General features: G+C 64.5%; 11 protein-coding genes. 2 read left to right on the top strand and 9 right to left on the bottom strand.

Annotated elements, in window-relative coordinates; all coding sequences use genetic code 11:
* The 7 genes from AC0L2F_RS23115 to AC0L2F_RS23085 form a co-directional block, all read right to left on the bottom strand.
* Positions 1-503, bottom strand: a 503-nt coding sequence (locus AC0L2F_RS23115) for an ABC transporter permease family protein (protein WP_473249964.1), incomplete at its 3' end; no start/stop codon positions are given.
* 4 nt (positions 504-507) lie between these two features.
* A complete protein-coding gene (pstC, locus tag AC0L2F_RS23110) occupies positions 508-1497 on the bottom strand; it encodes a phosphate ABC transporter permease subunit PstC (protein WP_473249967.1) in 990 nt (329 codons plus the stop codon).
* Between the two features lie 97 nt (positions 1498-1594).
* Positions 1595-2608, bottom strand: coding sequence for a phosphate ABC transporter substrate-binding protein PstS (gene pstS / locus AC0L2F_RS23105; RefSeq protein ID WP_007615694.1), 1014 nt, complete (start codon positions 2606-2608; stop codon positions 1595-1597).
* 143 nt (positions 2609-2751) lie between these two features.
* Entirely contained in the window at positions 2752-4050 is a 1299-nt protein-coding gene (locus AC0L2F_RS23100; RefSeq protein WP_473249963.1) for an ATP-binding protein, read from the bottom strand.
* A 33-nt stretch (positions 4051-4083) separates the two neighbouring features.
* The gene (locus AC0L2F_RS23095; protein ID WP_007615704.1) at positions 4084-5139 is read right to left on the bottom strand and encodes a lysylphosphatidylglycerol synthase domain-containing protein; all 1056 of its coding nucleotides are present in this window, start codon (positions 5137-5139) and stop codon (positions 4084-4086) included.
* A gap of 451 nt (positions 5140-5590) precedes the next feature.
* Positions 5591-5893, bottom strand: coding sequence for a hypothetical protein (locus AC0L2F_RS23090; RefSeq protein ID WP_007615705.1), 303 nt, complete (start codon positions 5891-5893; stop codon positions 5591-5593).
* 2 nt (positions 5894-5895) lie between these two features.
* A complete protein-coding gene (locus tag AC0L2F_RS23085) occupies positions 5896-7290 on the bottom strand; it encodes an OmpA family protein (RefSeq protein WP_007615706.1) in 1395 nt (464 codons plus the stop codon).
* 163 nt (positions 7291-7453) lie between these two features.
* Between AC0L2F_RS23085 and AC0L2F_RS23080 the strand changes: the two genes are divergently transcribed.
* Together AC0L2F_RS23080 and AC0L2F_RS23075 are read left to right on the top strand one after the other, a co-directional pair.
* On the top strand, positions 7454-8512 hold the full coding sequence (locus AC0L2F_RS23080) for a polysaccharide deacetylase family protein (protein ID WP_473249962.1): 1059 nt from the start codon (positions 7454-7456) through the stop codon (positions 8510-8512).
* 221 nt (positions 8513-8733) lie between these two features.
* Positions 8734-9543: an SDR family oxidoreductase gene (locus AC0L2F_RS23075; protein ID WP_007615711.1), complete on the top strand. Its 810-nt coding sequence runs from the start codon at positions 8734-8736 to the stop codon at positions 9541-9543.
* 174 nt (positions 9544-9717) lie between these two features.
* Here AC0L2F_RS23075 and boxB read toward each other — a convergent pair whose 3' ends face one another.
* Complete coding sequence (gene boxB, locus AC0L2F_RS23070; RefSeq protein ID WP_007615713.1) at positions 9718-11169, bottom strand: benzoyl-CoA 2,3-epoxidase subunit BoxB; 1452 nt, start codon at positions 11167-11169, stop codon at positions 9718-9720.
* A 148-nt stretch (positions 11170-11317) separates the two neighbouring features.
* Positions 11318-13006: a 2,3-epoxybenzoyl-CoA dihydrolase gene (gene boxC, locus AC0L2F_RS23065; RefSeq protein WP_473249961.1), complete on the bottom strand. Its 1689-nt coding sequence runs from the start codon at positions 13004-13006 to the stop codon at positions 11318-11320.
* Positions 13007-13072 lie beyond the last annotated feature (66 nt).

Raw genomic sequence — 13072 nt, 5'->3', positions numbered from 1 at the left:
AATGCGTTCGGCACCAGCAGCAGCATGTCCTCGGTCGTGCGCAGCACCACCGGGATCACGATGACCGCGAGCGCGAGTGAGCCCGCGATCGCGGAGAAGCCGCGCATCGGCACCACCACCGCGCCGTAGATGAACAGGCCGATGATGATCGAGGGCGCCGAGAGCAGGATGTCGTTGATGAAGCGGATCACCGAGGTCAGCTTGTCGTTGCGGCCGTATTCGGCGAGGTAGGTGCCGGCAAACATGCCGAGCGGCGCGCCGATGCCGACGCCGATCACGGTCATGATCAGCGAGCCGACGATGGCGTTGAGCAGGCCGCCCTCGTTCGATCCCGGTGGCGGCGTGTTCTCGGTGAACAGCTGGACATTGAGTCCCGCCAATCCGTTGTAGAGCAGCGTGATCAGGATCAGCGCGAGCCAGGTGACGCCGAAGGCGGTTGCGGCGATGCAGAGTCCGCGGACGACGATGTCCTTGCGGCGGCGACGTGAATAAATCGGGTTCATGGCGCTAGTTCCCCGCCTTCTTTTCCAGCCGCATCAGCATCAGCCGCGCCGCCGCGAGCACGAAGAACGTCAGCACGAACAGCAGCAGGCCGAGCAGGATCAGGCCGGACTGGTGCAGGCCGTCGCTCTCGGCGAACTCGGATGCGATCGCCGCCGAGATCGTGGTGCCGGGGGCGAAGATCGACGAGGAGATCCGGAACGAGTTGCCGATGATGAAGGTCACTGCCATGGTCTCGCCGAGCGCACGGCCCAGCGCCAGCATGACGCCGCCGATGACGCCGACGCGGGTGTAGGGGATCACCACGCTGCGGACCACTTCCCAGGTGGTGCAGCCGACGCCATAGGCGGCTTCCTTCAGGACCGGAGGCACCGTCTTGAACACGTCGACCGAAATCGAGGTGATGAAGGGCAGCACCATGATGGCGAGGATCAGCGCGGCATTGAACAGGCTGAGATAGGACGGGGGACCCGCGAAGATCGCGCCCAGCACGGGCACGCCCTCGAAGATCTTGATCATGAAGGGCTGGAACGTGTTGGCGAGGAACGGACCCAACACGAAGAAGCCCCACATGCCGTAGATGATCGAGGGGATGCCGGCGAGCAGCTCGATCGCCATGCCGATCGGGCGGCGCAGCCATTGCGGGCAGAGCTCGGTGAGGAAGATCGCAATGCCGAGACCCACGGGAATGGCGATCAGCATCGCGATGAAGGAGGTGACGAGCGTGCCGTACATCGGCCCGAGCGCGCCGAGCACCGGCGGATCGGCGGACGGCGCCCAGCGCTGCGTCCACAGGAACGAGACCCCGAATTCCTTCATCGCCGGGAAGGCGCCGACGATCAGCGAAATGATGATGCCGCCGAGGATCAGAAGCACCGAGATCGCGGAGAGCCGCGTGATCCAGTAGAAGGTGACGTCGCCGAGCTTGAACGCGCTCAAGGCCTTGGCGCGATCATACGGTCCGGCGTCGTCGATTACATCGCTCTGAACGGCCATCTCTGCCACGCCGGTCCCCTGTACTAAATATTATACGTTTTTGTTGGTCCGTGCCCCGGATGCGGCGCAGCGCATCCGGGGCACGAGCGTCGCGAACCTAGCTCTTGATTTCGGCAGCCCAGGTCTTCTCGATCAGCTGAACGACCGGGTCCGGCATCGGGATGTAGTCGAGCTCTTCAGCCGCCTTGTCGCCGTTCTTGAAGGCCCAGCGGAAGAACTTGATGGCTTCCTGCGAGGCCGCCTTGTCGGTGGCGTCCTTGTGCATGAGGATGAAGGTCGCCGCCGTGATCGGCCAGGACTTCTCGCCGGGCTGGTCGGTCAGGATGACGTAGTAGCCGGGAGCCTTGGCCCAGTCGGCGTTGGAGGCGGCCGCCTGGAAGGCTTCGACGGTGGGCTGCACCGGCTTGCCGGCCTTGTTGACGAGACCGGTGTAGGTCAGCTTGTTCTGCTTGGCATAGGCGTACTCGACGTAGCCGATCGAGTTCTTGGTCTGGCTGATGTTGCCGGACACGCCTTCGTTGCCCTTGGCGCCGACGCCGACCGGCCACTCGACCGCGGTACCCTCACCGACCTTGCTCTTCCAGTCCGCGCTGGCCTTGGCGAGGTAGTTGGTGAAGTTGAAGGTGGTGCCCGAACCGTCCGAACGGCGGACCACGGTGATGGCCTCCGAGGGCAGCTTCACGTTCGGGTTGAGCTTCTTGATCGCGGCGTCGTCCCATTTGGTGATCTTGCCGAGATAGATGCTGGCCAAGGTCTCGCCGTCGAACACCATCTCACCGGGCTTCACGCCCTCGATGTTGACGACGGGAACAATGGCGCCCATCACCATCGGCCACTGGACGAGGCCGTCCTTCTCGAGCTGCTCTGCCTTGAGCGGCGCGTCACTGGCGCCGAAGGTCACGGTCTTGGCCTGGATCTGCTTGATGCCGCCGCCGGAGCCGATCGACTGATAGTTCAGACCGTTGCCGGTCTCCTTCTTGTAGGCGTCAGCCCATTTGGAATAGATCGGGAACGGGAACGTCGCACCGGCACCCGTGATGTCGGCAGCAAAGGCCGCCGTCGTCGATGCGGCAACCAAGCCAGCAGCAACGATCGTTTTGAGGAAATTCATGCTGGTCTCCATACAGGGGAGCGAAGCGCCATCAGCGCCCGATCGCGCTCCCCGTGCCGTCCCTTTAGGAGCGGACAGCTGAGCTTTTACGAAGGTTTGGTGACAGTCGGATGACAGTGTTAAGCGGCTGAAATTGCTGGAATTTAGCTCAGAGCCGAAGGCTTGCCCTGGGGAAAACAGGCGGTGAAAGTGGCGCCCTGTCTGGGCACGCTTTCAATCAAAAGCCGCCCGCGATGACGGTTAAGAATATGTTTCACCAGCGATAATCCGAGGCCCGTGCCGCCCTGCGAGCGGCTGTCGCCGACATCGACCCGGTAGAAGCGTTCGGTCAGCCGCGGCAAATGTTCCGGCGCGATGCCGGGGCCGAAATCCCGGACCAGGACCCGGATTTCCTGAGTTCCATCAGGGGCGGCGCCTGATATCAGCGACACGATGACGCGACCGCCGGAGGCGCCGTATTTGAGCGCGTTCTCGATCAAATTCTCGAACAGGCGGAGCAGCTCCTCGCGGTCGCCCGCGATCAGCACCGGGGTCTCAGGCAGCTCGGTCTCGACCTCGACCTGGCGTTCCCGCGCCAGCGGCTCGAGCCCATCGGCGACCTGCAAGATGATCGGCAGCAGGTCGACCAGGGTGTCGGGCCGCACATGAGCCGACAGCTCTACCCGCGATAGCGACAAGAGATCGTCGATCAGGCGCGCCATCCGGGTGGCCTGATTGTGCATGATGCCGAGGAAGCGCTCGCGCGCCTTGGGATCGTCCTTGGCCTGGCCCTGGAGCGTGTCGATGAAGCCCGACAGCGCGGCCAGCGGCGTGCGCAGCTCGTGGCTGGCGTTGGCGACGAAATCGGCCCGCATCTCCTCGACCCGACGCAGCGGCGTCTGGTCGTGGAAGGTCATCAGCATGCATTTGTCGGCGCCACCGAAGCTCGTCGGCACCGGCACCGGCGTGATGGTCAACTCCATCCAGCGATCGACCGGGACATGGTCGAGATAGGTCGCGCGCCGCGGCTCGGTGGTCGCGATCGACTCGCGCAGCGCCGTGATGATCTCGGGCGAGCGCAGCGCGAACTGGGCGAGCTCATTCCGGCGCAGCGCCGGCGCGAGCTGGGCGGCGGCGGCGTTGAGATGGATGACGCGGCCGGCGCGATCGAGCAGCACCGCGGGATCGGGCATGCCGGCGACCACTGCGGCCACCGCCGCGCTCTCGACCGGATTGACGCGGCGGGTCTCCTCGCGCGAGGCGGCGGTATCGTGCAGGCGCCACGGGATCAGCGCTGCGGTGGCGATGCAGAGGAACACCGCAATCGCATGCAGTGCCGACAATTCGCCCAGCGAGACCACCACCGACAGCGCCAGCGCCGCGGCGATCAGGATGACGGTCGAGTGCCGCAGCCGGTCGGACCAGGGCTGGGAGGAGGGAGAAGATGGGGCGTCGATCGCCATCGGGGCGGGCTTCTCCAAAGGACCTTGCGCCGGTCAGGCGCCGCTGTCGCTGCGCTTTCTCACGTAAGCGGCTTCAGGTGCGGGGCCGGGGTCGAGCTTGAGCGCCGCCTGCTGCAGGCGTTTCGATCGTGCGCCGATGATAACTTCGCGAAACGTCAGCAAGATTACAGAAATGACGAAAGGGGACAGATAATAGAGGACGCGGAACAGCAGCATCCCGCCCAGCAGCTCCTCCCGGTCCATCTGCCAGAGCCCGACCAGCATGGCCGCGTCGAAAACGCCAAGGCCTCCGGGCGAATGGCTGGCAAAGCCGAGCAGCGTGGCCGAGACGAAGATCACCGCGACCACCACGAAGCCGAGATTGGGCTCGTCGGGGACCAGCACGTACATCGCCAGCGCGCAGAAGCCGAGATCGATGATGCCGATCGCGATCTGGAGCAGCGTCAGCGGACCGCCCGGCAGCATCACGGTCCAGGGCCCGCGGCCGACCATCCGCGGCTGGGTCCAGACCCAGACCACGTAAGCGACCAGCCCGACGATGATCATCATCGCCAGAGTCCGGTTCAGCCAGGGCGGAAGCTGGTCGATCGAGGCCGCGGCCTCCGGATGATAGGAGATGCCGAGGCCCAGCACCGCGGCATTGCCGAGCCAGAAGGTCAGGCCGGCGAGGAAGCAGATCTTTGCGACGTCGATCGCGTTCAGGCCGTGGGCGGAATAGATGCGGTAGCGCACCGCGCCGCCGGTGAAGACGCTGGCGCCGACATTGTGGCCGATCGAATAGCTGGTGAAAGCGGCGAGCGCGTTGATCCGATAGGGCACGTGGGCGTGGCCGATCGCGCGCACGGCGAACAGGTCATAGAAGGTCAGCGTGAAATAGCCCGCGGCGACGAACAAAGCCGCCAGTGCAATCTGGCTCGGCTCGGTGCTCTTGATCGCCTCGAGGACTTCGTTGACATCGATGCCGCGCAGCATGTGGTAGAGCACATAGCAAGCGATACCGATGACCGCGACGCTGATCACAACTCCAAGCTTATGCAGGATTTGCTTCTGGCGCAGAAACGACATCGCCCTGCGTATGGCTTCCAGCATCTAGACCTCGAACAACGCTTCAGCGGCCGGGGTGGCCGGCGAACAGGCGGACGACGCACGGGCACGCGACGAACCCTCGCTGCCGGTCCCGGCATCGCGCATACCCGCTATCCCTCCACTAGCGCGTTTCCGGGCGGAGTGGAATTCGGCAATTCGAACAAAAACTCGTGCCTTCAATATTTTAGGCAGGGTTGCGGGCTCCTGAAGCACGGTTTGGCGCTTTCGGCGGCAAGACTGACGCGAATCTCCATGGCAATCCTGCGCAGTGGCCATGAAGTTTTGATGATTTCCACCGCACAATGTTCCGTCACGGCTTAAGCCGACGTCAATCTATGGGGGACCCCCGCCTGTTGAAAGAGGGGAGGCCGGAGCGTTTGTTCACGGTTTTCGATGTGCCGGGAAGGCCGCGCAGCCGCGCTCCTGACTTCCGCAGTCAGGGTGCAGGGCAACATCACAGAGCGGCAGGAGGCGCGGTGCGCGCGACCACCCGGTCGCGCAGCCAGGCGCCGATGGCGCCGCCGACGAGGTAGCAGGCGAACATGATCAGGCCGAGGTCGAGCCAGTAGCCGAAGCGGCCGGGGACCACACGCGCGAACGAGGCCGCGACCAGGCCGGCAGCAAGCACGGCGAGCCAGCGCGCGGTCACCTTCGAAGTGCCGTTGCCGCGCTGGACCACCGAGATCCAGCCCATGCAGAAGCCGAGCAGCAGCGAACCGATCAGCCAGCCCAGATGGAACGAGACGAGATAAGGCATCGTCACCTCACCAGAAATTCGATGCGGCGATTCTGCGCCTTGGCGTCTTCGCTGTCATTGCCGGCGACCGGCTGCGTGCTGCCGTAGCCGACCGCGGTGAAGCGGCTGGCAGGCAGGCCGGCCTTGACCAGATAGTCGATCACCGCCTGCGCGCGCTTCTCCGAGAGTGCCTGGTTGAAGGAATCCTCGCCGTCGGCATCGGTATGCCCGGCGACCTCGATATTGGTGGTGGGACATCGCAATGCCGTCTCGATCAGATGATCGAGAATGCCGGCGGAATCCGGATCGATGTCGGCGCGCTTCGCCGCGAAGCGAATCTTGGCCTTGGCCAAGAGCTCGGAGAACAATTGCTGGCACACGGTGCCGTCGACGGGGCCGGCCGCGGGTTTCACCGTGATTTCCGGCTTGTACTGCCAGTTTTTCGGAAAATCCTTGCCAAGGCCTGTGCGGATGTCGTTGGCGGCACTTTCATAAAGCGCATCGCCCGACAGCTTCACCTCGCGGTCGGACACGACCAGCGTGCCGGTCGACAGTCGCGACAGCGCGCCGAGCGCTGCGACCACGGCGAGGCTGAAAGAACCGGGCGCGCCGACGCTGGCCTTGAGATTGTCGACGACCTTTTCGTTGAAGAATTTCCGCGACGCGCTGGTAGCGATGGCCGCGTGGACATTGTTGTCGGGAACGTAGCCGGTCAGCGTCACCTTCGCAGCCACCGGATCCTTGTATGCCTGAAAGACGTAAGGCGGCGCCTTGACGTCGTTGGCAGCGATCGAAAAGCCCTCGGGCAGGTTTTTCAGCGCCGCTGCGACCGCTTCGCGGCCGCCGAGATCGCGCGCCATCCCCGACAGGGTGACTTTGGTGTCTGTGATCGTGATCTTGCCGTCCTTGAGCTTGCCGATCTGGTCAAGCAGCAGCATCGCAGCCGCCTCGAACCGCGGCGGTGCGCCGCGCGCCAAACCCATCTGATCGGCCACCTCGGTACCGGCGACCTCCTTGCGGGCCGCCTCGGTCAGGCGGCCCTTCATCGACGGCAGGGGCGCGGAGCCTGACAGCGTCACCCGCACCACGTCGCGTTCGGCGTTCCAGACGAAGGGCTTTGCCTCTGGAACGAGGCGGGTCCGGTCGTCGACCAGGCGCACGCCGGGGACGGTCTCGACCGCCACAACCGCGTCGCGGCGCCCCTCCTCGGAAAAGGCGTCCGCAGCCAGGCTGACATCGCGGCCGTCCACCGCGATCCGGGTCTTGTCCAGAACGGTATCCTTTAGCGCCGCCGAGCTGCGGGCGGAAAGGTCCGCCTCGACCGGCAAAGTGTTATTCCAGGCCGCAAATCCCCACATGACGGCCAGGGGGATGAGCCCCGGCCACCATTTGCTGGCCCACCTGAAAAGCTTGTGCATTCGACGACCCGAACTCTGGAACCGGAGACAAAACAAACCCTTGGCAGGCTGTCAAACCGGAAATGACGCCCTTCCGAAGGCCGGGCCTGACAATTGGAATAACTTTTTCTTCAAGGGTTCTTCCGTAAGTTGAAGGTGGAATGCCAAAGTCCGCCAGCGGGTCATGAAACAACTGCGTAACAACGTCATCCGCGCCGGACTGGAAGCACTCTATTTCAGCGGCGCCCACCACCTGTTGCGCCCGCTTTTGTCGGGCGTCGGCGCCATTTTCATGCTGCATCACGTGCGGCCGGCCCGCGCCGCGGCATTCCAGCCGAACCGGCATCTCGAAGTCACTCCTGAATTCCTGCGCGCGACTCTGTGTCATCTGCACTCGCGCGAGATCGACATCGTCAGCATGGACGAACTGCATGAGCGGCTGGTGCGACGCCGGTTCGACCGCCGCTTCGCCGCCTTCACGCTCGACGATGGCTATCGCGACAATCTCGATTTTGCGCTGCCGGTTCTGCACGAATTTGACGCGCCTCTGGCGGTCTATGTCGCCAGCGATTTCGCAGAGGGCACGGGCCGGCTGTGGTGGGAGGCGCTGGAGGCCGTGATCGCCAAGACCGAGCAGATCGAGGTGACGATCGGCAATGCCGCGCTGCGGCTCGACGCGACGACACCAGCCGCAAAGCAGGCGGCGTTCGACCGCCTGCATGGCTGGTTGCGCGCACTGCCCGGCGAGCACGATCTCAAGCGCGAGATCGAGGCGCTTTGCACGAAGTACGGCGTCGACATGGCCGCGCTGTGCCGCAGCCTCTGCCTGTCCTGGGACGAGGTGAGGACATTTGCCGCCGATCCCCTGGTCACGATCGGCGCGCATTCCGTCAGCCATTGCAATCTCGCCAAGCAAAGCGAAGAGATCGCCACGCAGGAGATGGCCGTGAGCCGCGCGCGGATCGAGCAGGCGCTCGGCCGCAACGTTCAACATCTTGCCTATCCCTATGGCGATCGCGAGGCGGCGGGTGAGCGTGAATTCGCGCTCGCTGCTTCCGCCGGCTTCAAGACCGCGGTGACGACGCGGCCCGGCATGCTGTTCGCCGAAAACGCCGGCCACATGACCGCGCTGCCACGCGTCTCGCTCAACGGCAATTACCAGGACACGCGGATTCTGCCGGTGCTGACCTCGGGCGCCGCGACCGCGATGTGGAACGGCTTCCGCAGGATCGCGGCGGCTTAGATCTCTCCGTCTTCGCTGCCCGAACTCTGACGTCGTCCTGGCGAAAGCCAGGACCCATTACCACCGCTGTCCATTTTGCGACGCGCTCGGGCCACAGCTCATTCAAACAACTCTATCCTGGGGTAATGGATCCTGGCTTTCGCCAGGACGACGATGCGGCGCCTTCCTTGACTCCCCTCTGCTCCCCGCTCAAAACGTCGCCAAACACCAAGGGAGGCACCATGTTCAACGATCTGTTCTCGCTCAAAGGCCGCGTCGCGCTGGTGACCGGCGGTTCGCGCGGCATCGGCAAGATGATCGCGGCGGGATTTCTCAGCGCAGGGGCCGCGAAGGTCTACATCACCGCGCGCAAGGCCGGACCTTGCGAAGCCACGGCGAAAGAGCTGTCAGGCCAATATGATGGCGAGTGCATCGCGCTCCCGATCGACATCTCGACGCTGGCCGGCGCCGAGTTGCTCGCGAGCGAATTCGCCAAGCGCGAGCCAAAACTCGACATCCTCGTCAACAATGCGGGCGCGGCCTGGGGCGCGGAGTTCGACGAGTTTCCGGAGAGCGGCTGGGACAAGGTGATGAACCTCAACGTCAAGGCGCCGTTCTTCCTGACCAAGGCGCTGGCGCCTACGCTGCGCGCGGCGGCATCAGTAGAGCGGCCGGCGAAAGTGATCAACATCGCCTCGATCGACGGCATCTTCGTCAATCCGGGCGAGACCTATTCCTACGCGGCGAGCAAGGCGGGGCTGATCCATTTGACGCGGCGCATGGCCGTGAAGCTGATCGGCGACCATGTCGTGGTCACCGCGATCGCACCGGGCCCGTTCAAATCGGACATGAACCGCGCCGCACGCGATCATGCCGACGAGGTCTCGACCCGCGTGCCCGCGGGCCGCATCGGCACCGACGAGGACATGGCGGGCGCGGCGATCTATCTCGCCTCGCGCGCGGGAGATTATGTGGTGGGCGCGACCATCGCGGTGGACGGCGGCATTGTCTACGCGAACCCGGGGATCAAGGGGAGCGGGTGGGATAGTTGAGGCATCGCGCTGCTCGCGGCGCGAACGGAGCGCTCCCTCGCCCCGCTCTTGCGGGGAGAGGGTTGGGGTGAGGGGCTTCTCTCCACACGTGAGATTGTCGCCGCACCTGTACCCCCTCACCCGGATCGCAAGGGCGATCCGACCTCTCCCCGCAAGCGGGGAGAGGTAAAGAAGTTACGACTCGATCCTCACATACTCGAAATCGCCCGGCTTGTTGTCGATGCCGACTTTCGGCGGCGAGATCCATGAGGCGAACTGGCCGGTCTCGGTGACGGGCTGCATCAGCGAGGTGATGAAGTCGCCGTCGGCGGTCGAGGGCAGCCATTCGTCCTTGCGCCGGGCCCAGGTTGCGTCGTCGATCAAGAGACCATCCGGCGTCGCGTGGATGCCCTTGAACTCGCCGATGTGGCGGTGGAAGGCGACGTTGGGCAGCTTGAGCTGAAACTGGTAGCCGGAGGTCGAGATCACCTTGTTCCAGCGCAGCATGCCCTTGACGCAATCCTGGCTGTAATCGTCGCGCAGGCGCATGTTGAGCGCGGTCAGCGCCGGCTCGTCGACCAGCTTGATCTCGCCGTCGATGAACTTCAGCACCGGATAGGTGGCGTTCTTGAGCTGATGATCGTCGTCGATCTGGGTCTCGTGATAGCGGCCCTTGATGCCGGTGTTGAAGGCGTTCGCCGCGTTGGTCGAGACTTCCGAACCAAAGAGATCGAGCGACAGCGTATAGTGCAGGTTCAACTTCTTCTGGATGGTCGGCAGGTCGATCACACCGAGCGCGCGGACCTTCGCGATGTCGGTGGGATCGGTGATGCCGGCTTCGCGCATCGCGTCGCAGGTGCGCTGCACGACGCGGGTGATGCCGGTCTCGCCGACGAACATGTGGTGCGCTTCTTCCGTCAGCATGAAGCGGCAGGTGCGCGACAGGGGATCGAAGCCCGACTGCGCCAGCGAGTGCAGCTGCATCTTGCCGTCGCGGTCGGTGAAATAGGTGAACATGAAGAAGGACAGCCAGTCCGGCGTCGCCTCGTTGAAGGCGCCCAGCATGCGTGGCGAGTCGGCGTCACCCGAACGGCGGCGCAACAAATCGTCAGCCTCTTCACGTCCGTCGCGACCAAAGTACTTTTGCAGCAGGTACACCATCGCCCAGAGGTGACGGCCTTCCTCGACATTGACCTGGAACAGGTTGCGCATGTCGTACAGCGAGGGCGCGGTCTTGCCGAGGTGGCGCTGCTGCTCGACCGAGGCGGGCTCGGTGTCGCCCTGGATCACGATCAGACGGCGCAGCATGGCGCGATACTCGCCCGGGACTTCCTGCCAGGCCGGCTCGCCAAAATGCTCGCCGAACGGCACGACGCGGTTCTCTTCCTGGGGAGCAAGGAGAATGCCCCAGCGATAGTCGGGCATCCGCACGTAGTCGAACTTGGCCCAGCCGCGCGGATCGACCGAATAGGCGGTGCGCAAGTACACCAGCGATTCCTGGAAGCCTTCCGGCCCCATGTCTTTCCACCAGTCCATATAGCCGGGATGCCAGCCCTCCAGGGCTTTGAGCACCTGGCGGTCTTCGGCGAGATTGACGTTGTTCGGAATCTTGGTCGAGTAGTCGACGTTCATGATGTTCATGTTCATGGCCGTGCTCCTTGGTCTGTCCCGTGTCCCGGACGCTGCGCAGCGCGAAGCGGTGCGCTGCAGAGCCGGGACCCATCGTTCGGTCGTCTGGGTCCCGGTTCTGCGCAGCGTCACTTCGTGCCGCAGCGCGCCCGGGACAAGAAAATCGCTACACCCGCGTCATATCGAATTTCGGCTTCTGGCCGCTGCCGTAGCGGCGCAGCGCGCCTTCCTCGCCGACCGCGTTCGGGCGCTGGAAGATCCAGTTCTGCCACGCGGTGAGGCGCGAGAAGATTTTCGATTCCATCGTCTCGGGGCCGACGAAGCGCAGGCTCGCTTCCATGCCGGTGAGGCTGTCGGGCGAGAAGCTGGCGCGCTCCTCCAGGAACACGCGGACCTCGTCGTCCCAGTCGATGTCGTCGAGCGCGAAGGTGACGAGACCGAGCTCTTCGGCCTGCTCGGCGTCCAGCGCGGTGCCCATCGTGGCTTCCGCGCGTTCCACATCGGCCGGATCGGCCTGGAAGCGCGACTGAAGCCGCGTCAGGCCATGGCTCATCGGATAAGGGCCAAAATTCATCGCTGACAGTTCGATCGACGGCGGCGGGCGGTTGTCACCCTGTCGCGTGCCGATCAGCATGTAGGAGCGGTCGGCGGCGAAGACGAGCTCGGCGAGCGTGCCGGCGAAGCAGGAGCCGGGCTCGACCAGCGCCACCAGCGTGCGCGAGGTGACGTCGATGCGCTTCAAGACGCGCTTCCAATAGTGCCTGATTTCGTTGACCAGCCAGTGCGCCTTGTTGGCTTCGAGGAATGCGTCGCAGGCGAGCACATGGGCGCGGTCGCCGTGGCTCTTGAACACCAGCATGGCGGTCTCGAGCTCGTTGATGCGCAGATGCAGGATCGCGTCGTCGAGTTCGCGCGCGACCTGGAGCGGCCAGAACGCGACACCCTGCGCCATCATGCCGTCGATGTCTGCGGGCGGCGCGGCTTCAGGCGCCTTGATCGAGATCGTGGCGATGCGCGCGGTGCGATCGATGTCGACGGTGACAAAGCCGTAGCGGATGCTGGTCTCATCGATGATGCGCTTGAGCGGCGTCAGCGCGATGCCCTTGCCGCTGCCCTTGCGCTTCGAGGCCTGGGCGAATTCCCTCGCGCGCTCGGCGACCTTGCCTTCGAGCTTGCTGTTCGGCGCGATCTCGTCGACCAGGCGCCATTGCACGGCGCGCTTGCCCTTCACGCCTTCTTCGATGGTGCAGAAGAAATCGGCGTGATCGCGGCGCACCTTGCGCTTGTCGACCACACGCGTGAGGCCGCCGGTGCCCGGCAGCACCGCGAGCAGCGGCACTTCGGGCAAGGCGACGGCGGACGCGCCGTCATCGGCGAGCATGATGTAGTCGGTGGCGAGCGCGAGCTCATAGCCGCCGCCGGCGGCCGAGCCGTTCACGACGGTGATGAAGCGCTGGCCGGAGTTCTCCGACGAGTCTTCCATGCCGTTGCGGGTCTCGTTGGTGAACTTGCAGAAATTGACCTTGTGGGCGTGCGTCGAGCCGGCCAGCATGCGGATGTTGGCGCCGGCGCAGAACACGCGGTTCTTGGCCGAGCGCATCACCACGACCTTCACCTCGGGGTGCTCGAAGCGCAGGCGCTGGACCGCGTCGGCAAGCTCGATGTCGACGCCGAGATCGTAGGAATTGAGCTTGAGCAGATAGCCCTCGAACAGGCCGCCATTCTCGTCGACGTCCATGGTCAGGGTGGCGACGTCACCGTCGACCGCGAGCTTCCAGTGCCGGTAGCGGGACGGCTCGGTCTGGAAATCGATGAATGTCGCGCCACCTGCGAGGCGCCGATCTTCCCCGGCCATGGGCCACCCTTGAGCTTGATTATGCGTTTTGGCAGTCGTGCTAGATGCACAATAGTGCACATTTTC

It is taken from the genome of Bradyrhizobium sp. Ken64 (assembly GCF_055807555.1).
This window is presented reverse-complemented; position numbering and strand designations above follow the sequence as displayed.